The organism is Flavivirga rizhaonensis, assembly GCF_004791695.1.
GTDB classification, from domain to species: domain Bacteria; phylum Bacteroidota; class Bacteroidia; order Flavobacteriales; family Flavobacteriaceae; genus Flavivirga; species Flavivirga rizhaonensis.
The window spans coordinates 16,353-37,339 of sequence record NZ_SRSO01000023.1 but is presented as its reverse complement, the minus strand read 5'-3'; the positions used below and the strand labels follow the sequence as shown (position 1 = coordinate 37,339).

Sequence of the window (20,987 nt, the reverse complement as noted above, 5' to 3'; positions counted from 1 at the left end):
AATATCAGTTAGTGCATGTTTAAGGTAAGTCCATTACGAAAAAGACAATTTCTAGGAGGGGTTATAGGTGTTATTTTGGGAGCTTCCATATTTTATATCTTAACTTTGAATAGCACTGAAGCATACATATCGATTGGTCCGATGAATACAGGACATCAAGACCTTTCCTGTTTTTCATGCCATGCAGATGCTAAAGGAAATTTACTGCAACAAGTACAGTCTAATATATCACACACTTTTGGGGCCAGAGATAAAAGCGTAGATTTTGGAACTAAAGATGTTACTGTAGATAACTGCCTGCAATGTCATGACAGAGCCAATGATAGACATCCGACCTATCGATTTTCCGAACCAAGATTTAAAAAAGCGGTAAAACATATTGATGCTACCACTTGCATTACTTGCCATACAGAGCATCAGGAGGAACGAGTATCTGTAGCTTCAATTAATTACTGCGTTAATTGCCATCAGGATTTGGAAGTAGAAAACGATCCATTAGATATATCTCATAAAAACTTAATTGTAAAAGAAGAATGGTTTACCTGTATACAATGTCATGATTTTCATGGCAACCACAAATATGATGTTCCTAAAAAACTATCAGATACAATTCCTATGAAATTTATTCAAAACTATTTTGAAGGCGGGGCAGATCCTTATGGAACAAATAAAAAATACACGGCTTTATCTCAAGAGGTGTGGTTAAAGACTTTAGATAAATAAAGTCATAAATATATCCTCTAACGTGAGTCGAAAGGCTCAACCTAATACGAAGAACGTCATTTATTGATTTTTAATAGAATAGTTTCATCATTAAACCGAACTCACGTTCTTTTAATTATTTTCTATATGTTTTCCTGTTAGAGGCAAATAAATCTCACTAATATTTGGTCTTTATTTTTACTAAAAACACAAATACTGTTACTTTTTTATACCAATTACGTAGAGCGTTTAGCATCTCTTTTTAATATTTAATTGTTTTAAAGCCAGTATTTTATGCTGGTTTTATGTTTTTTTGCAGGTTTGACTATGTGAAAAAAGATGATTGCATATGTGTATTTGCATAAGTGATAAGTGTTAATACTTATATATTTGTTTTAAATAAGTATAAATACTTAGTTAATTTAAAACTAAAAATTATGAAATCTATAATTAAAAAGTCATCTTGGATTCTACCAATAGTAGTTTTGCTATGCTCTTGTGGTAGTAAGGAAAAAAAACAAGCTATAGCTGAAAACCTAACAACTGAAGTTTCAAAAACAAAAACATTAGAAATTGAAAAACCACAATTAACATTTGGTTTTATAAAACTAACAGATATGGCTCCTTTGGCCATTGCTAAAGAAAAAGGATTCTTTGAGGACGAAGGGTTATTTGTTTCTGTGGAAGCACAATCTAACTGGAAAAATGTATTAGATCGTGTTATTGATGGGCAGTTAGACGGTTCACACATGTTAGCTGGACAACCTATTGCAGCAGCTGCAGGTTTTGGTAGACAAGCAGAATTAGTAACACCTTTCTCAATGGATCTTAATGGTAATGGTATTACCGTTTCAAACGATGTGTGGTCTAAAATGAAGCCAAACGTACCAAAAGATACAAATGGAAAACCAATCCACCCTATTAAAGCGGATGCTTTAAAACCAGTAATTCAAGATTATAAAAACTCAGGAAAAGCCTTTAAAATGGGAATGGTATTTCCAGTTTCTACACATAACTACGAAATTAGATATTGGTTGGCAGCAGCAGGCATTCATCCAGGTATGTATACTGCTGAAAACGTACAAGGACAAATAGATGCAGAAGTTTTATTGTCTGTAACACCACCACCACAAATGCCAGCAACACTAGAAGCAGGTACTATTTACGGATACTGCGTTGGAGAACCATGGAATCAACAAGCTGTATTTAAGGGGATTGGAGTGCCAGTAACTACAAATTATGATATCTGGAAAAACAACCCGGAGAAAGTATTTGTAATGACTAAGAAATTTATTGATGAAAATCCAAATACGGCTATTGCTGTAACCAAAGCACTAATAAGAGCAGGAAAATGGTTAGATGAGCCAGGAAATAGAGCAGAGGCTGTTAAAATATTATCCATGTCTCAATATGTTGGTGCAGATGAAGCTGTATTAGCAAACTCTATGACAGGAACGTTTGAGTTTGAAAAAGGTGATAAACGTGAGATGCCGGATTTCAATGTATTCTACAAGTACAATGCAACCTATCCGTTCTATTCTGATGGTATCTGGTTTTTAACTCAAATGAGAAGATGGGGGCAAATACCTGAAGCTAAACCAGCCGAGTGGTATGCAGAAACTATTAAAGATGTGTACAGACCAGATATCTGGAAAAAAGCTGCTGAGCTTATAGTTGAAGAAGGACATATTCCAGCTGCCGATATCCCGGATACTGATGGTTATAAACCTGCTACAACAGATTTTATAGATGGAACAACCTATGATGCTAAAGATCCGATTTCATATATCAACAGTTTCACCATAGGAAACAAGGATAAAGCGGTACAGTAAAAGGAAATTTTAAAATTACACAAGTGTTTGTCATTTTCGACAGAGCAAGGAACGAGCCTTTCGACTTTAGTTTATACTGAGCGGAGTCGAAGTGCTCAAGATAAACTTTCGAGAAATCACAAAAGTTATGAGATTCCTCCTTGCACTTGGAATGACAAAGAAAGTCATAGAAACTCACGTTAAGGTAATCAAAATACTAAACAAGAAGCAATTATGAAGCAAAGCATAACATTAGGAAAAGTAACCAAATTTATGGGGTTAGGTTTTTTAAGCACTTTAAAAGACCTATTTACAGGGAAGCTGGAAAAGGAAGATTTTATAAACTTCTTACGTAAAGTAGCCGTGCCACTTGCTTCCATACTCTTATTTATTGGACTATGGCATGTAGGCGCTATGTCGCTATATAATAGAGAAGCAAATTTTAAAATTGAAAAAGCACTTACAGATCAAGGGCCTGCAGCTGCAGAGGCTATGCGGGAATGTATTGCTTCTGGCGATATAAGTTGTCAGCCTAATACCTTACCATCACCTGGTCAGGTTTGGGACTCTTATAAATCATTATTGAGAGATCATAATATAATTAGTGCAGATAAAGCAGCATTTATAGAAAAGACAGCTACTTTAAATGCTAAGCGAATTGCAGAAGGAAAAGCTCCGATAACTTATACAGGTAGACCGTCTTTTATAGACCAAATTATTATGAGTTTAAAAACGGTGTTTGCTGGGTTTCTATTAGCGTTACTAATTGCCATTCCAATAGGAATTCTTATAGGATTAAGCCCTACTTTGAAAAGCGCTTTTAACTGGTTTATTCAAATTTTTAAACCCGTATCTCCGGTTGTATGGTATCTATTGGTATTTATGATTGTTAAAACGATCTTAATAGATTCTAATGGAGATAGCTCATTCATCATTTCATTTATAAGTGTAGGATTATGTTCTATGTGGGCTACTTTAGTAAATACAGCTATGGGCGTATCATCAGTAGATAAAGATTATATAAATGTCGCCAAAGTATTGAAATTAGGGGCTTTTCAAAAGGTATTTAAAGTGATTTTACCGTCATCATTACCTTTAATATTTACAGGTTTAAAAATTACATTATCTGTAGCCTGGATGGTTTTAATTGCGATAGAATTGTTGGCACAAAGTCCAGGTTTAGGACTCTTTGTTTGGGAAGAATTCCAAAATGGCGCTAATGACTCAAATTCTAAAATTATAGTAGCTATGTTTGTTATAGGAATCATAGGTTTTTTATTAGACCGAATTATGCTTACTATTCAAAATGCGGTGTCGTTTAATAAAAATGAGGCAATTTAATCGATAAAGGAACCGTGCGTTAGGGATTGAAGTGGCATCCTTTTTTAATATTGAAACGTCATTGCGAGGCAATTTTTATTTGCCGTGGCAATCTGTTAATCGATAAAAAGATTACCACGTCGTTTCTCTCCTCGTAATGACAGATACAAGATATTAATAACGTTAAGGATAAAATATAAGCCCGACCTTCTGCCCTGAGCGTAGTCGAAGGGTATGGTAACGCCAAAATACACATAAAGAAATGGCATATTTAGAATTAAACAATGTATATAAGACTTACGGGCAAGCAGACCATGTTACCGAGGTGCTTTCAAATATTAATCTATCGATTGAAGAAGGAGAATTTGTAGCTATAGTAGGTTTTACTGGAAGCGGTAAAACCACTTTGGTAAACCTCATAAACGGGTTGTTAGAACCAACAAAAGGCGAGGTATTGTTTAAAGGGGAACCGGTATTTGGCACTAGCCATGAGCGCGGGGTTATTTTTCAAAACTACTCATTATTACCGTGGTTAACAGTAGGTCAGAATATTTATATGGCTGTTAAAGAAGCGTTTCCAAAAACAAGCAAACTAGAGTTAAACAAACTGGTTGCAGAATATGTTGAAATGGTTAGTTTAACACCTGCAATTAACAAACGTCCAAAAGAGTTATCTGGAGGGATGCGCCAGCGTGTTGCCGTTGCCAGAGCTTTAGCAATGAAACCGGAAATGATCATCATGGATGAGCCTCTTGGGGCGTTAGATGCTTTAACCAGAGGCAATCTTCAGGACGAGATATTAAATATTTGGGGAAAAGATAAACGTACCGCTTTATTGATTACTAACGATGTAGATGAAGGTATCTATATGGCAGACCGTATTATTCCTTTAAAACCAGGACCTAATGCCACTTTAGGGCCTGAATTTAAAATCGATATCGAACGACCTCGTGATAAAACGGAGATGAACGATAATGCAAATTTTAAGGAAACCAGAAATGCCATTATAGAATATTTAATGGATATTGGAGACGAAAGAAAATCGCAGGCTAAAGAAGAATTTGTACTTCCGGATTTGAGTCCGAAAGATTTTGTTAATCAATTTAAATAAATGAATCAGATGAACGCTACAATAGAAAATAAAAAGACAGAGGTTATTACTGATAATGGTCTTTTTCCTTCATCTCAGGTCATGCTGGATTTAAAAAAGCTAAAGAAGGTGTATCCAACACCTAAAGGTGATTATGTGGTTCTTGAAAACTTGAATCTTCAAATAAAAAAAGAGGAATTTGTTACTATTATAGGGCATTCGGGTTGTGGAAAAACCACAATGCTTTCTATGATTGCCGGACTTAATGCCATTTCCGGAGGTCATATTTCGGTATTGGGAAAACATATAAAAGGACCAGGGCCAGATAGAGGTGTGATTTTTCAATCGCCTAGTTTAATGCCTTGGATGACCTCACTTCAGAATGTATTATTGGGAGTAAATCAAGTTTTTCCACATGCTACGAAATCCCAGAGAAATGATATTGCAAAATACTATTTACAAAAGGTAGGATTAGAGGATGCTTTTAATAAAAAGGCTTCAGAACTATCTCAAGGCATGCAGCAACGTGTGGGGATTGCTAGAGCTTTTGCTATAAAGCCCAAAGTGTTATTGCTAGATGAACCTTTTGGAATGTTGGATTCTTTAACTAGAGGAGAACTTCAGGATATTTTAATTGAAATCTGGAATAAAGAAAAGATTACGGCGGTTATGATTACCCATGATGTTGATGAAGCTATTTTTTTAGCAGATCGTGTCGTGATGATGACGAGCGGACCTAAAGCCAAAATTGGCGATATTTTAAACATTGATTTTGAAAGACCTAGAACCCGTAAAGCTGTTTTAGAGCACGATGATTATTATAAATATAGAAAACACTTGATAGATTTTTTAGAGCATTAATAAATGCTATAATAACTGAAAACTATAACATTATAAAAATTTGGTTATATGAGATTTGTCATAAATAAGATGTTTTTGTCTTTTTACATTTGACAAGCTATAATCAAAAACAATAAAATTAAATTCAAAAAATACAAACAACTTAAAAATTAAAAAAATGAAAAAACAATATGTAATATTGGGGCTATTACTAGCAGGGTGCTTAAATTTTGTACAAGCACAATTTACTTTAGATGGTGAATTTCGTCCACGTACAGAATATCGTAACGGTTTTGGAAGCCTTATAGCCGACGATGCCGATGCTGGTTATGGTATTTCAACCCGTATACGATTAAATGCAGGTTATGAAATAGATGCTTATAAATTTTATGTGAGCTTTCAAGATATTTTGGTTTGGGGAGAAAACAGACAGATTTTACCTTACGACCAGAATAACTCATTTGCTGTTTTTCAAGCTTGGGCAGAAATTAATTTAGGATCTGGATGGTCAACTAAATTAGGGCGTCAGGTATTGTCTTATGATGATCAGCGAATTCTTGGGGGATTAGACTGGGCACAACAAGGGCGTAACCACGATGCTGCATTGATAAAATATAAAAAGGATAAATTCTTAATAGATGTTGCATTTGCGTTTAATCAAGATTACTCTAACCCGACAGGTTTTCAGTCTGTTGGAACTGCATATAATACTACAGGTTTCTTTTCGTACAAAACCATGCAGTATGCTTATTTAAAACAAGCTTGGGAAAACTTTTCAGGGAGCTTGTTATTAATGAATAATGGTTTTCAGGAATTTGATACGAATGATAATCCAGATGGGGTGAGTAACCTTCAAACGTTAGGAACGCACTTAAATTATAATAAGGGTAGCTTTGGTTTAGCAGCTAATGCATTTGTACAAACTGGTAAAAGACAAAATGAAATAGACGTAAAAGGCGCGTACCTTTTAGGTTTGGATCTAACATACAAAGCATCTGATAAAGTAAAATTAGGAGCAGGTTTAGAAATTATTAGCGGAAATGATGCAGATCCAGGCGAAACAGGCGCATTTTTCCCATTATACGGAACCAATCATAAATTTAATGGATTTATGGATTATTTCTACGTAGGGAATCATGGAAATTCAGTTGGTTTATTTGATATTCACGCAAGTGCAAACTTTACATTGAGCGAAACGTCAAGCCTTATGGTTAAAGCTTTGAACTTTAGTGGAGAGCAAGAATTACCTAGTGGAGAGAAATCACTAGGAACAGAAATTGATTTGGTTTTCAAAAAGAAATTTAAAGGTTATGCCCTGGTGGCTGGATATTCACATATGTTCCCTTCAGATGGGATGTATGAACTAAAAGGAATTACAGAAGATGCTGCATCCAATACCCAAAATTGGGCTTGGGCTATGTTGGTATTAAAGCCTAAATTTTTGAATGGTACGAAATAATTAGAGTGACTAAACTAATATTTATGGAGGCTGTCTGAAAAGTGGTTAATCTTGTCATCAGAGCAACGCGAATAATCTTATTTCACTCATAATCAGAGCCATATATTTTAAAGAGATTCTTCACAGCTTCGCTGATACCTTCGAAACAAAATATATTTTGTTTCGAAGGTAATATTAAGAATGCCACTTTTTCGACAGCCTCTTTTTTTAAGTTTAAATTAGGGTATTATATCACAATTTATAAATCCCATTCTTAATAGCATATAAAACTAGCCCTATTCTATTTTTAACGTTCAATTTTTGAAATAGATTATCTCTATAACCATCTATTGTTTTTGGGCTTAAAAACATTTTTTCGGCTATTTCTTTATAAGTCATTTCAGAGCAGGTGTGTATTATAAATTCTATTTCTCTATCTTTTAATTGAATTTTGCCCGAATCGTCATCATTTAAAGAGTTTATTAAAATATTAGATACATCCTTTGTATGATAATAACCATTTTTTATGGTTTCTATTAGAGCTAATTCTAAAATATCTTTTTCAACATCTTTTAATAAGTACCCCTTTGCACCGGCTTTTAACATTTTTATTATGGTGACATCGTTTTCTTCAACAGAAAGTGCTATAACTTTAATTTCCGGATATTCATTTTTTATAATCTCTGTAGTCTCTATGCCGTTTAATATGGGCATATTAACATCCATAAGTATAATGTCTGGAATGTTATTTGGTGTTTTAAGTTTTGTAAGGAGTTCTTTGCCATTTTTACAGGTGTATAGCACGCTAAAGTCTTTAAAAGAATCTACCAGACTCGCTATGGCTTGAGACAATAAAATATGATCTTCAACTATTACTATGGTATGAGTTTTCATTATTAAGGTGGTATGTAATCGTTAATTCTGTTCCTTTATTGGGCTCCGATATAAATGTGGCATTTGCATTTACCAATTTAGCTCTATTTTTTATGTTAGTTAGGCCTATTCCAGAATGTTTTTGTTTGTTTAAATCAAACCCTAAACCATTATCTTTTGCCATAATAGTTAGCACATCTGTTTGATAGTCCAACAAAATATCTAAATGAGTCGCTTTGGCGTGCTTTATAGTATTTGAAAAAAACTCTTGTAAAATTCTAAAGAATACAATTTCAATTTTACTATCTATTTTTATTTGTTCTCCTTTTATAGTGAGTTGAGATTTTATAAAATTAAGTCTATTAAATCTGTCAATTTCATCAGATATAGCTTGCTCTAAAGACATATTTTTTAAAGCCTCTGGATTAATCAATTTAGATAAAACCCTTAGTTCCTTAATACATTTATCTAGCGTCCCTTTTACCTCATTAATAGAAGAATCGCTTTGCAACTGTATTTTGGCTAAAGTTAATAACTGACCAATGTTATCATGTAATTCCCAACTAATATTTCTAAAGGTCTCTTCCCTAATTTCAATTTGAGCTTTAGATATTTCCTGTTCAAAATGTTTTTTAGCAAACTCATTTTTTAAGAGTAATGCATTTTTTCTTTTTTGAAAAAGAACAAAGAGGGAAATCATTGTCATTATTAAAAGAAATAATACAACTGATGAGATAATTAAAAATGATTGTATTTCTTTTTCGTCCATATAAAACCTATTATGTAGCAACCATACAATACAATGTTCAGAAAAAGTAAAATAATACCAAATACAGAATTAAAAACCCAAACATTAAAATACTTAGACAATAATATAAATGGTATCATACCTATGTTAAACAGTACTAACGCTGTAGTTATCCAGAAGCTTAATTTATGTTTTATCATTAAGGTGTAATCTGAATTAAATAATTGATGCAAGTGAAACCCAGCAAAGATTAATACAAAAGAAGCACCTATTACAAAACTATACTTATGAAGTTCTACATTAATACCATTTAAAACATACAAGATTATGAATATAGTGCTTATTACTATTATGATTTTCTTGTATAATTTTTCTGTTAAAATAGAATAGTACCACCAGTAGTAAAATAAAAAACTCATTCCTGTATACCCATAATAAAGCCACTTGTTTTCAAACAATAAACCTAATAAGGATCCTAATATGGTGTCTACAAAAAAAGTTACCCATAAAAAATGTAAAAAGTAAGCTTCAGATGAATTCACATATTTCTTATAATGAATTGAAGCAATTATAGCAGCAGCAAATTCAAGTGCACTAACAGAATACGACAAAATATATGGGTATAAATCACTCATCTACATGATTACTTTAGTTTACATGTTTTGGAGGTTTTCCTGCATGCCCATAATTATATGCTGGAATTTCATGGATGTTATCGTTTATCACAAAAGTTGAACTTATAGGAGAAAAACTAGCTTTAGATTTAGTTTTATGGCCTGTTGGAACTATAAATACAGTTGAGTACCCTGGGTCTGGGAAACCTTTTTCATTTGGGTAGGCTCCATTATAAATACGAATGCCTAATCTTTTGTAACCCAATGAGTCAGCTTCTTGTTCTACAAATGCAATATATTTTTTTAATTCTTCAAGATCAAACCAGAATTCTCGAGTATCTTCAATTTGTAGATATTTATTAATAATAGCGCCCCTAGTATTTTTATATTCTTCCTCTAGCTTTTGGGCATAATCGTAATCTATGATTTGTTTTGGAGGTTTAATTTTTTGCGGTTTAGGTTTTTCTTCACATGATTGAAAAGATAATACCATGATTATTACAAAAAGAGCTAATTTTTGAATTGATTTTGTATTCATTTTAGTTTTTATTAAATGGTTTATTTCAAAAATACATATTAATATTTGAATTTTTATGTTCTGTGGAATTCTATGCTGAAAAACTAACTAATTAACTATTTGATTAACAGTATTTTATGTTTATTATAAAGATTGTTTTAAGGGGTTTTATGTGTCAAAAAAGGGGAAAAACACCCATTAAATTAAATAAAACACTTAATATATTCAGGAACGATCCCCTTATCGTTTTCAGGATTTTCACTCTTGAATTAGAATGACTATAAAAATATCTTTGAATCAAATATTTTAAACTAAAATCTGGTTAAAATAATATTGAAAAACCTAAGTCAAACAACGTTAAAAAAACTATTTAAGATGGAAGATGTTGATTGTATGTTAGCTATTAAAAATACTATTGATGGTATATGGGTTAATAATAACAAAGACACAAAAAATGCAACTAAAGTCATTATATCTAACAATGGAAAACATGTTCAGATATTTGATAAATACAATCGAAAATATTATGATATAGGAACCAATATTCTGATTCCAGAATGTTACACTACAAATATGTATTGGACCATTTTTAATAGTGGTATTACAAAATCTACATTTATCTTTACTATTGATAATAATGATATGGAAGTAAGATATGAGCAGGACTATAAATCTACATCTATAGAAACAAAAAGGTTTGTTGAAAATTTCACAAAACTTAGCCCATCTATCATAGAACCAACTGTTATGCCAATGTCTGTAGAAACTAAAATGCCGTTAGCTACCGAAGTAAAAGGTACAACTATACAAATACCCGATAATGCACCTATTTTGCTTTGCGACGATTTATATGCAGATGATGATATTGAAAACCTGTATGAAAATGTAAATACAAAAAAGGAGATATCTACCATTAAAGATCTCAGATCAGGATTTTTTTACTACTTACCTACTAGCTGTAATTTGCAATTTGGCGAAGATAAAAGTTATGGTTTATTCAAAAGGGGATTAAACGTATCCATATTTATTAAGAATTTTTTAAATAGAATACGTAACACGGTTTCTATGCGTAGATTAATATCGCTAACCGATATGATTACCTGATTCATCAATGCGGTGAAAATCAAAGTTGCCTCCCCGGCACTAGAGGTAAGGTTTACGAAAGAAACAAAATACTTGGTATATTCTATTAAGGAATGGTTGTAGATCTTATTATGTCAAGTATTGAATAAAACCCTGAAAATATTTCAGGGTTTTATGCTTATAATTTATTTACGATGAAATGTATAAGGGGAGACAAGTGCTAAAGATCTTTTGAGACTGGAAATTATCACATAGATTACATAATTTAAAAAGAAACATCTAAGTAAATGATGCCGCATATGCTTCGAAAGAAAATAGTGTAACCGTATCTCATTTGGTCATTACTTCCAATTCAACATCTGCGAAAAAAGTATTCAAAGAACATATGGTTAGCATATAGTTTATGCCACCACGCTTGACGTGGTGGTATTTTTATATGTTCCTTTTAGAATATAAAATAAGGGCATTTCAGGTGTGTTTTATTTTCTTACATTTGAAAAAAATAATCAATATGCTAAAAAAAGTTTTTGGAAGCGCGGTATTTGGAGTAGAAGCCACAACAATTACTGTTGAAGTTAATGTGGATTCGGGAATAGGGTATCATTTAGTTGGATTACCAGATAATGCAATAAAAGAGAGTAATTATCGAATTGCAGCAGCACTTCAAAATAACGGATATAAAATCCCTGGAAAAAAGATAACCATTAATATGGCGCCCGCTGATTTAAGAAAGGAGGGAAGTGCATACGACCTAACGTTAGCAATAGGAATTCTAGCAGCTTCTAAACAAATTCAAGCCGAAGAATTAAAAAATTATCTGATTATGGGAGAGCTTTCTCTTGATGGAAGTTTACAGCCTATAAAGGGAGGTTTGCCTATTGCAGTAAAAGCAAGAGAAGAAGGTTATAAAGGGTTTATTCTACCAAAACAAAATGCCAAAGAAGCAGCTATAGTTGATGGATTAGAAGTTTATGGTATTGAAAATATTAAACAAGTCATTAATTATTTTGACAAAGGAGATCCACTTGAGCAAACCATTATCAATACACGTGAAGAATTTTATAAAAACTTAGAATTTCCAGAATTTGATTTTTCCGATGTAAAAGGGCAGGAAGGTATTAAAAGGTGTATGGAAATTGCAGCAGCAGGTGGTCATAATATCATTTTAATTGGCCCTCCAGGCGCTGGGAAAACGATGTTAGCAAAACGTTTGCCTAGTATCTTACCACCTATGACCTTGTATGAAGCTTTAGAAACAACAAAGATTCATTCTGTTGTTGGTAGGATAAAAGATTCTGGATTGATGGCACAACGGCCATTTAGGAGTCCACATCATACCATTAGTGATGTTGCTTTAGTTGGAGGGGGAGCATTTCCTCAGCCTGGAGAAATCTCATTGTCTCACAATGGGGTGTTGTTTTTAGACGAATTACCAGAATTTAAACGAGGTGTCTTAGAAGTGTTACGACAACCTTTGGAAGATAGGGAAGTGACTATTTCGAGAGCAAAGTTTACCGTTACCTATCCAAGTAGTTTTATGTTGGTAGCAAGTATGAATCCAAGTCCAGGAGGCTATTTTAACGATCCTGATGCTCCTGTTACTTCTAGCCCTGCGGAAATGCAACGCTATTTAAGCAAAATTTCCGGTCCGTTATTAGATAGAATCGATATTCATATTGAAATAACACCAGTACCTTTTGAAAAGTTGTCTGATGACAGGAAAGGAGAAACGTCTGTAGATATTAGGAAACGCGTCACAAAAGCCAGAGAAATTCAAACCAATCGTTTTAAAGATTCTGATGTGGTTCATTATAACGCACAAATGAATACGAAGCAAATTCGGAAATATTGTTTGCTGGATGAAGCTTCTAAACAGTTATTGAAAACGGCCATGGAACGTTTAAATCTTTCTGCTCGTGCTTATGACCGTATTTTAAAAGTAAGTAGAACCATAGCTGATTTAGAAGGAGTGGAAGAAGTTAATGGCTCGCATATTAGTGAAGCGATTCAATACAGGAGTTTGGACCGTGAGGGATGGTTGGGGTGATATATATATAAATTTATTAAAAAAAGTAAGAAAAACAACCACCCACTTTCATTTTTTGTTGTGTTAACTCATAATTATGACAAATCTTACAAAATAAAAAATCTAAATTGATAATAGGCTCGTATTTAAATAATAAGGTTTACAAGCAGAGAAAAAAACATTATCAACAAGTTAAAAAATAATGGGAATGTACTAGGATACAGAATAGAAACTGCTTTGCTATAAGGTTGAAAATATTTCAGAAGGGGCTTTCTGCTTAATATAATCACTAAAAGCAGTTTCTACTCTGTATTCGAGTTATTTAAAAAGATGATTTTTTCATAATTAAAATATATTAATAGTTCTTAATCTAAAGAATTCAATGCTTAAATTTACAGCATGAGATAATATACTTACCTGTTATTTATAATTCTAATATTTAATTGTAATACTTCAAAAGAAGAAAGAGAAAAGGAAAAAATCATCTTATTTTAACGTTTAATTCAACATCGAATAATACAGAAATAAATGACATTCTAAAACTGAAAGCCTGTACTCAACTAGATTGGGTATGAAATGAGCAAAATACCTCTATGGCTCTGTTTCGAGGATAGTTCGTTTCAAGAAATTCTTTATTAATTCAGACGATAAGTCTAAAAAAGTAGATACACAGCTTAAAAAAACTGTAGAAGTTTCACTAAATCAAATAAAATAAAAAATTCTTTAATAAGATTTCTTATTTTTGAATAGTTTGAAAAATATTTTTAAAAATATAGGCCCAGGTCCATTGATAGCAGCTGCATTTATAGGGCCAGGTACTGTAACAGTTTGTACACTTGCAGGTGTTAATTTTGGGTATTCATTATTATGGGCTATGTTATTGTCTATAATAGCTACAGTGATTCTTCAAGAAATGTCTGCACGTTTGGGCATTATTTCCCAGAAAGGTTTATCACAGATTATTAGAACTGAGGTTAAGAATCCTATTTTAAAAGGACTAGCGATTATATTAATTTTATCGGCTATAGTAATAGGCAACGCTGCTTATGAAGCAGGTAATATTAGTGGTGGTGTTTTAGGACTACAAACTATTGTAGGGAATCCGAATATTAAAATTGGTAGTTTTTCTATAAATATTTTAAGCGTGGTTATTGGATTAATGGCATTTATTTTGTTGTATATAGGTAGTTATAAACTTCTAGAAAAAGTATTGGTTGGACTAGTAATAATAATGAGTTTAGCTTTTTTAATAACTGCTGTTATAACGAAACCCAACATATTAGATGTTTTCAATGGGCTTTTCATTCCAAAATTTTCAAACGATAGTATATTAACTGTAATTGGATTAATAGGAACTACCGTAGTTCCTTATAATTTGTTTTTGCATGCAGCTTTAGTTAAAGAAAAGTGGCATAAAAACAGCGATTTAAAGTATGCGCGAAGGGATACTGTTATAGCAATTGTTTTAGGAGGTTTGGTGTCTATGTGTATTATTATATCTGCAGCGGCTATTCAGTCTCAAGACATAAATAGTGCTTCTGATTTGGCAAAAGGACTGGAACCTTTATTTGGAAGTTTTTCAAAATATTTTTTGGCTATGGGGTTATTTGCTGCAGGGATCACTAGCGCGATTACTGCACCTTTAGCGGCAGCCTACGTTGCGAGTGGATGTTTAGGCTGGAGTTCTAATTTGAAATCTAAAAGATTCAGGGGCGTATGGATGTTTATTTTATTATTAGGCGTTTTGTTTTCATCTTTAGCAATAAAGCCTATTGATATTATTAAATTTGCACAAGTGGCTAATGGCATTTTACTACCTGTCATTGCGGGTTTTTTGATTTGGATTATGAATAAATCGTCTATTTTAGGAGTCTATAAGAATAATATTAAGCAGAATATCTTTGGGTTTATAATTCTAGGAATTAGTATCTTGTTATCTGTAGCAACACTTAGCAAAGTTTTTCATTTAAATATTTTTTAGTGATACCTTGTGTTATTGATATTAATGTAGATATGGGCGAAGGAATAGGTAATGAGTCAGAACTCATACCATTTATTTCTTCGTGTAATATAGCGTGTGGAGGACATGCAGGTGATGTAGATACGATGCGCAATATTACCAGGTTGGCTAAAAAACATCGTGTAAAGATTGGGGCACATCCATCTTTTCCAGATAAAGTAAACTTTGGTCGCATCCATATGGAAATGTCCTGTGCAGCTTTATTTAAAAGTGTTAAAGGACAGGTTGATGATTTAGTGTTTATTCTTAAAGAAGAACACGGAGCTTTGCATCATATAAAGCCGCATGGAGCCTTGTATAATTTGGCTGCCGTTGATGAAAAAGTGGCGAATGTGATTGTAGAAGTCATGAAAACCATCATGTTGCCAGTTAAACTTTACGTACCCTATAAGTCAGTTATTGAAAAAATAGCTACAGCACAAAATATCCCAATTGTTTATGAAGCCTTTGCCGATAGAAATTATAATGATGACTTAACATTGGTTTCAAGAAAAGAAATAGCTGCATCTATACATAATGAAGATCATTTGTTTGAACATATTTTTCATATGATTTCAAAACAAAAGGTAAAGACTATTACAGGTAAAACCATTGGAATAAAAGCACAGACATTTTGTATTCATGGGGACAACCCTAATGCGGTCAATTTGATTAAGAATTTAGAAGTTCGTTTAAAAAATCATGGCATTCAAATAAGGTGAGTTATAAACTTACATATAAACCTTTTGGGGAACGGTCTGTTTTAATTGAATGGCCACTAGGCATTGATGAAAATATCTTGTCTGATATCATTGTTTTTAAAGAAAAAATTAAAACTAAAAATATTAAAGGTATAGTTGAATTAAGATCATCATTTAATTCATTATTAGTTATATATGATATTTTCATTGATATATTTGAAGATGTTGTTTTTACTCTTAATCAATTATATCTTCAAAAAAAACAAGATATTAGTTTTTCGCTAAAACAATGGAAAATACCTGTATGTTATGAAGATACTTTTGCTGTTGATTTAAAAGAGGTGGCTAACGAAAAAGGTATCTCTAAAGAGTCCATTGTTGAGATCCATTCCAACACAGTATATACGGTTTATTTTATTGGCTTTTTACCTGGGTTTATGTACTTGGGAGGATTAAATGAAAAACTGTACACGCCAAGAAAATCTACCCCCAGATTAAAGGTATTAAAAGGAACTGTGGCAATAGGAGGTGGGCAAACTGGAATATACCCTAGTGAAAGTCCTGGCGGTTGGAATATTATAGGTAATTCACCTATAGAATTTTTTAACCCCCAAAAGAAGTTACCATGTTTTGCAAATGTGGGAGATAAAATTGTTTTTAAGCCAATATCACTTAAAGAATATATGGATATTAAAACGCTAGTAGATGCTGGTGTTTATCAATTAGAAAGTGAGATCATTGATGATTAGGGTTTTAAAAACGGGCTTATATTCCTCAATTCAAGATTTAGGCCGTCATGGATACCAGGATTATGGGGTACCATATTCAGGCGTTATGGATATTTATTCGGCATCTATAGCAAATATACAATTAGGAAACGATGCGCATGCAGCAGTCATTGAAATAACAATGACAGGACCTACACTTGAGTTTAGTTGTGAAACAAGTATTTGCATATCTGGAGCAGACATATCTCCAAAAATAAATGGAACCTCAATAAAATTAAATAAACCAATTTTAATAAAAAGTGGTGATATCGTATCTTTTGGTAAGCTTGTTTCTGGGTTTAGGGCTTATTTGGCTGTTTTGGGTGGTTTTAAGACTGAAAATGTTATGAATAGTTACAGTATGTACCAAGGCATAACAAAGCAATCCACGCTATTTAAAAATGATGAGCTGTTAATTGATACATCATTAAAAGGTCTAGGTATTAAGCATGCTGCAATTAAAGTTATAAAGAGGCATACTACTAAGCAGATAGAAGTTTTTAAAGGACCAGAGTTTTATAAACTTCCAAAAACTCAGCAAAACATATTAGTAACCCAAGGGTTTACAATTTCTAAAGAAAACAATAGGATGGCATATCAATTAAAAGAGCCGTTAACGAATAATTTAGAGCCTATAATTACATCATCAGTACTGCCTGGAACCGTGCAATTAACACCTTCAGGAAAGCTTATTATTTTAATGAGAGATTGTCAAACTACTGGTGGATATCCAAGAATTTTGCAATTAAAGGAAGCTTCTATTAATATTTTAGCACAAAAATTTACAGGAAATATGATACATTTTAACCTTATCTAGTCATTTTATAATTGGTTAAAAACCTTAAAAAATAAACATTAAAATAATTTTATTATTACGATAGTAAGTAATGGTTAGCTTTACGACTTACAATAAAAAGGTGTATGAAATTTTTTAAGAAAGTCGTGCTATTTAGTTTTGTTGTAACTGCTCTTTTGAGTTGTGAGGATAATGATGCTCGATTTATTATAGATAAAGCTATTGAGGTGTCTGGAGGGACTTTGTTAGATTCTTCAAGCATTAATTTTAACTTTAGAGATAAGTATTATTTTGCCAAGCGTAATAAAGGTGATTTCCTATACGGACGATTGTCCATAAATTCAACCGATTCAATTTTAGATGTTTTAAAAAATAGCGGGTTTGAACGTTTTATAAATGACGATTTTGTCTCTATACCAGATAGTATGGTTGTAAAATATAGTGCCTCTGTAAATTCAGTTCATTATTTTTCGGTATTGCCATATGGTTTAAATGCTTCAGCAGTAAATAAAAAGTATTTGGGGAATGTTGACATTAAAAATAAACAATATTATAAAATTAAAATTACGTTTAATAAAGATGGAGGTGGAGAAGATTTTGAAGATGAGTTTGTTTATTGGGTAGATACTAAGGCTTTTAAGGTAGATTACTTAGCGTATTCTTATGCAGAAGATGATGGTATTGGTTTACGCTTCCGAGAAGCTTATAACGAACGCTATATAAAAGGCATACGATTTGTGGATTATATTAACTTTAAACCTATTAGTGAAAATGCTAATTTGTTATCCTTAGATAGTTTATATGAAGCAGGAAGCTTAAAAGAATTATCAAGAATTGATCTTGATCTGGTAGAAGTTAAATAATGCTTTCCTATACAGTTTTGCTCATAAGAAACATGCCTCTTAAGTGCTTATGAATACGATTAAACTCTAACGACATTTTGTTAATGGCTTTATACCCTTGTTTATTGTAAAATTTAATGGCTTGAAGCTGTGTATCCATAGCTTCCAACCAAATATGCTTATTATTGTTTTGTTTTGCTGTTTTTTCAACCCAATTAAATAATTGTTGAGCTATCCCTTTTCCTTGACTCTCTTCGCTTAAGTATATGCGGTGTAAATAGGTTGTTAATTGATTAGGGAATTCTTTTAATGGTTGGTTGATTACTAGCCTTAATATTCCAACAATTTCTGAATTATTAATCACGAAGTAGTAAAAAGCATCGGTATTATTTAATTCTTGTTTAAAATTAGTTAAACCATAAGACTTATCTAAATACCAGCTACAATCTTCATTTTTCCATAGATGTTTATAGGAAGGCGGATAAATACGTTCCATAAGTTTGACTAATTCAGAATGGTTTTCAAATTTGATATTTTGAAGAAGAAGTGTTTCTGAAATTAATATCATAGAGTTATGCTAGTTCCAATGCAATTTCTATCATTTCTTTAAAAGTGGTTTCGCGTTCTTTACTAGTAATACTTTCTTTAGTCACCAAAGAATCAGAAATGGTTAAAATGGTTAAGGCATTAACATGATGTTTTGCAGCAAGAGTATATAAACCAGCGGTTTCCATCTCTACACATAATACTCCAAATTTAGACCATTTTTTATAAGAATCGAAATCATCTTCATAAAATTCATCAGAAGTGAAAACATTTCCGGCTTTTAATGGAATACTTTTTTTTCTAGCAGTTTCTACTGCTTTCTGAAACAAATCAAAGCTTGCAGTTGGGGCATAGTCTGCACCACCAAACCGTAATTTATTAATACCAGAGCTAGAAGAAGCTGCCATAGCTAAAACAATATCTCTAATTTTTACATGTTCTTGGTATGATCCAGCACTGCCAACACGTATTAAATTTTTAACGCCATATTCCGTAATAAGTTCATGTGTATAAATAATAGTAGAAGGTGCGCCCATACCAGTTCCCATTACGGAAACACGTTTACCTTTATATGTTCCGGTATAGCCATACATATTTCTTATTTTGTTAAAACACACCAGGTTTTCAAAAAAAGTTTCAGCAATCCATTTAGCTCTTAAAGGGTCTCCCGGAAGTAAAATGGTTTCTGCAATGTCTCCTTTTTTTGCTTCTATATGTAGACTCATTTTAATAGTTTGAATTAGAGGAAGTGCCTTTTAGAATACTAATTCCGGATGAAGTACCTAAACGATCAACTCCTAAATTGATATATTCTAAAGCTGTTTTATAATCTTTTATGCCACCAGAAGCTTTTACTTTAGTATAGTTTAAGCAAGCATTTTTCATAAGTTTTACATCATTTAATGTAGCACCGCTAGGTCCAAAGCCTGTAGAAGTTTTTATAAAATCTGCACCTCCTTTTATGGCAAGCTCACTAGCTTTAACTATTTCTAATTCTTGGAGGTAACATGTTTCTAAAATAACTTTTAAGGTATGGTTAGGCATACATTTTTTTACAGCTTCAATATCTTTTAAAACGCCATCAAAGTTTTTACTTTTTAATAAACCAATATTAATAACCATATCGATTTCATCTGCTCCATCTTTTAAAGCTAAGGTGGCTTCAGTAACTTTGGCTTTAGTACTCATAGCTCCCAAAGGAAAACCAACAACGCTACAAATTTTAACATTGCTGTTTTGTAATTCTTCTTTAGCTAAGGTAACATAACAGCTATTTACGCAAACAGAGAAAAATTGGTGTTGTTTCGCCTCTTCGCATAGTTTAATGATGTCTTTTACTGTAGCTGTTGCTTTTAGAAGTGTGTGATCTATATATTCATTAATAGGTTTCATAAAGTATGTTAAAGTTAGTATTATTTTTTAAATAAAAATTAATTAAAATTAAGACAGGTATTTTATGTATTTACGAGTCATGGTCTTAATTAGTTTTTAAGATTTAATTGAGTTTTGCTTTTTATGATTTATTTAATAAAAAAAGGCTTTTAAAGATGTATTGTCTTTAAAAGCCTTTTTTGTTAGCTATACTGCAAATTAAACTTACGCAGTCTGTTTTATCTTAAAATCTGATGAAACATTAATTCTACTAACACCTATGTCAATATATTTTTTAGCAGTTTCAACATCCTTAATGTCTCCAGATGCACATATTTTAATACGATTTTTAACGGTCTTTTTTATAATCTTAACTACAGTTAATGTTGCTCCCCCTTTTGAAAACCCACTAGATGTTTTAATATAATCTACATTGGCATCCAGAGAAATTTCACAAGCTTTTATAATTTCATTTTTATTCAATTCAGAAACTTCAACAATAACTTTTAAAGGTTTTCCTCCTATAGCAAGTTTAACATCGCTAATATCTTTAAAAACGGATACATAATTTTTACTTTTAAGAAATCCAAGATTAATAACCATGTCAATTTCATCAGCTCCATCACTAACAGCTTGTTTTGCTTCATAAACTTTTGACGCAGTAGCCATAGACCCAAGAGGAAACCCAATAACTGAACAAATTTTAACGTTTGTTTTTTCTAGTAATTGTTTTGCTAAAGAAACGTAAGAACTACTAACACATACAGAATAAAAACCATTTTTTTTTGCTACATGGCATAAATCTATAATGTTACGCTCTGTTGAAGTAGGGTTTAAAAGTGTATAATCAATATACTTGCTAATATCCATCGCTATAAGTAGGTTTTAAAGTTTATTAAGGGG

Annotated in this window: 21 protein-coding genes; 13 read left to right on the top strand and 8 right to left on the bottom strand. The window is 32.2% G+C overall.

Going from position 1 to position 20,987, the window contains the following annotated elements; all coding sequences use genetic code 11:
• Positions 1 to 15 precede the first annotated feature (15 nt).
• The 6 genes from EM932_RS15275 to EM932_RS15250 all read left to right on the top strand — a co-directional run bounded on the left by EM932_RS15275 (position 16) and on the right by EM932_RS15250 (position 7,222).
• Positions 16 to 723: a cytochrome c3 family protein gene (locus EM932_RS15275; protein WP_135878069.1), complete on the top strand. Its 708-nt coding sequence runs from the start codon at positions 16 to 18 to the stop codon at positions 721 to 723.
• 416 nt (positions 724 to 1,139) lie between these two features.
• Positions 1,140 to 2,534 (top strand): CmpA/NrtA family ABC transporter substrate-binding protein, encoded by a 1,395-nt coding sequence (locus EM932_RS15270; protein WP_135878068.1) that lies wholly within the window; start codon positions 1,140 to 1,142, stop codon positions 2,532 to 2,534.
• A 213-nt stretch (positions 2,535 to 2,747) separates the two neighbouring features.
• Positions 2,748 to 3,854: an ABC transporter permease gene (locus EM932_RS15265; protein WP_135878067.1), complete on the top strand. Its 1,107-nt coding sequence runs from the start codon at positions 2,748 to 2,750 to the stop codon at positions 3,852 to 3,854.
• A gap of 241 nt (positions 3,855 to 4,095) precedes the next feature.
• Entirely contained in the window at positions 4,096 to 4,944 is an 849-nt protein-coding gene (locus EM932_RS15260; protein ID WP_135878066.1) for an ABC transporter ATP-binding protein, read from the top strand.
• Between the two features lie 9 nt (positions 4,945 to 4,953).
• Positions 4,954 to 5,784, top strand: a complete 831-nt coding sequence (locus tag EM932_RS15255) for an ABC transporter ATP-binding protein (protein ID WP_135878065.1) — start codon at positions 4,954 to 4,956, stop codon at positions 5,782 to 5,784.
• 157 nt (positions 5,785 to 5,941) lie between these two features.
• A complete protein-coding gene (locus tag EM932_RS15250) occupies positions 5,942 to 7,222 on the top strand; it encodes an alginate export family protein (RefSeq protein ID WP_135878064.1) in 1,281 nt (426 codons plus the stop codon).
• Positions 7,223 to 7,453: 231 nt separating this feature from the next.
• Here the strand turns inward: EM932_RS15250 and EM932_RS15245 are convergent, their stop codons facing one another.
• Genes EM932_RS15245 through EM932_RS15230 form a run of 4 tightly spaced genes read right to left on the bottom strand, consistent with a single transcriptional unit; the run spans position 7,454 to position 9,974 of the window.
• A complete protein-coding gene (locus EM932_RS15245) occupies positions 7,454 to 8,095 on the bottom strand; it encodes a response regulator transcription factor (protein ID WP_135878063.1) in 642 nt (213 codons plus the stop codon).
• Positions 8,067 to 8,774: a sensor histidine kinase gene (locus tag EM932_RS15240; protein ID WP_317129376.1), complete on the bottom strand. Its 708-nt coding sequence runs from the start codon at positions 8,772 to 8,774 to the stop codon at positions 8,067 to 8,069. Before EM932_RS15240 ends, EM932_RS15245 begins: the two co-directional genes overlap by 29 nt.
• A 38-nt stretch (positions 8,775 to 8,812) precedes the next feature.
• On the bottom strand, positions 8,813 to 9,457 hold the full coding sequence (locus tag EM932_RS15235) for a hypothetical protein (RefSeq protein ID WP_135878061.1): 645 nt from the start codon (positions 9,455 to 9,457) through the stop codon (positions 8,813 to 8,815).
• Positions 9,458 to 9,470: 13 nt separating this feature from the next.
• Positions 9,471 to 9,974, bottom strand: a complete 504-nt coding sequence (locus EM932_RS15230; protein WP_135878060.1) for a hypothetical protein — start codon at positions 9,972 to 9,974, stop codon at positions 9,471 to 9,473.
• 354 nt (positions 9,975 to 10,328) lie between these two features.
• On the opposite strand from EM932_RS15230, the gene EM932_RS15225 reads away from it, so the two are divergent.
• The 7 genes from EM932_RS15225 to EM932_RS15195 all read left to right on the top strand — a co-directional run bounded on the left by EM932_RS15225 (position 10,329) and on the right by EM932_RS15195 (position 18,188).
• Positions 10,329 to 11,057, top strand: a complete 729-nt coding sequence (locus tag EM932_RS15225) for a hypothetical protein (protein ID WP_135878059.1) — start codon at positions 10,329 to 10,331, stop codon at positions 11,055 to 11,057.
• A gap of 490 nt (positions 11,058 to 11,547) precedes the next feature.
• Positions 11,548 to 13,083 carry a YifB family Mg chelatase-like AAA ATPase gene (locus tag EM932_RS15220; protein ID WP_135878058.1) on the top strand — a complete coding sequence of 512 codons (1,536 nt, stop codon included), beginning with the start codon at positions 11,548 to 11,550 and terminating at the stop codon, positions 13,081 to 13,083.
• Positions 13,084 to 13,813: 730 nt separating this feature from the next.
• A complete protein-coding gene (locus tag EM932_RS15215; RefSeq protein ID WP_135878057.1) occupies positions 13,814 to 15,043 on the top strand; it encodes an Nramp family divalent metal transporter in 1,230 nt (409 codons plus the stop codon).
• Complete coding sequence (gene pxpA / locus EM932_RS15210; protein WP_135878056.1) at positions 15,043 to 15,783, top strand: 5-oxoprolinase subunit PxpA; 741 nt, start codon at positions 15,043 to 15,045, stop codon at positions 15,781 to 15,783. The genes EM932_RS15215 and pxpA overlap by 1 nt, the downstream gene beginning before the upstream one ends.
• A complete protein-coding gene (pxpB, locus tag EM932_RS15205; RefSeq protein ID WP_135878055.1) occupies positions 15,780 to 16,511 on the top strand; it encodes a 5-oxoprolinase subunit PxpB in 732 nt (243 codons plus the stop codon). Before pxpA ends, pxpB begins: the two co-directional genes overlap by 4 nt.
• A complete protein-coding gene (locus tag EM932_RS15200; protein ID WP_135878054.1) occupies positions 16,504 to 17,346 on the top strand; it encodes a 5-oxoprolinase subunit C family protein in 843 nt (280 codons plus the stop codon). The genes pxpB and EM932_RS15200 overlap by 8 nt, the downstream gene beginning before the upstream one ends.
• 104 nt (positions 17,347 to 17,450) lie before the next feature.
• Positions 17,451 to 18,188 carry a DUF6503 family protein gene (locus EM932_RS15195; RefSeq protein WP_135878053.1) on the top strand — a complete coding sequence of 246 codons (738 nt, stop codon included), beginning with the start codon at positions 17,451 to 17,453 and terminating at the stop codon, positions 18,186 to 18,188.
• Positions 18,189 to 18,195: 7 nt separating this feature from the next.
• Here EM932_RS15195 and EM932_RS15190 read toward each other — a convergent pair whose 3' ends face one another.
• The 4 genes from EM932_RS15190 to deoC (EM932_RS15175) all read right to left on the bottom strand — a co-directional run bounded on the left by EM932_RS15190 (position 18,196) and on the right by deoC (EM932_RS15175) (position 20,954).
• Positions 18,196 to 18,735, bottom strand: a complete 540-nt coding sequence (locus EM932_RS15190) for a GNAT family N-acetyltransferase (RefSeq protein ID WP_135878052.1) — start codon at positions 18,733 to 18,735, stop codon at positions 18,196 to 18,198.
• A gap of 4 nt (positions 18,736 to 18,739) precedes the next feature.
• Positions 18,740 to 19,438, bottom strand: a complete 699-nt coding sequence (gene deoD, locus EM932_RS15185) for a purine-nucleoside phosphorylase (RefSeq protein WP_135878051.1) — start codon at positions 19,436 to 19,438, stop codon at positions 18,740 to 18,742.
• Position 19,439: 1 nt separating this feature from the next.
• Entirely contained in the window at positions 19,440 to 20,105 is a 666-nt protein-coding gene (deoC, locus tag EM932_RS15180) for a deoxyribose-phosphate aldolase (RefSeq protein WP_135878050.1), read from the bottom strand.
• Between the two features lie 204 nt (positions 20,106 to 20,309).
• Positions 20,310 to 20,954 (bottom strand): deoxyribose-phosphate aldolase, encoded by a 645-nt coding sequence (gene deoC / locus EM932_RS15175; protein WP_135878049.1) that lies wholly within the window; start codon positions 20,952 to 20,954, stop codon positions 20,310 to 20,312.
• Between the last annotated feature and the right edge of the window lie 33 nt (positions 20,955 to 20,987).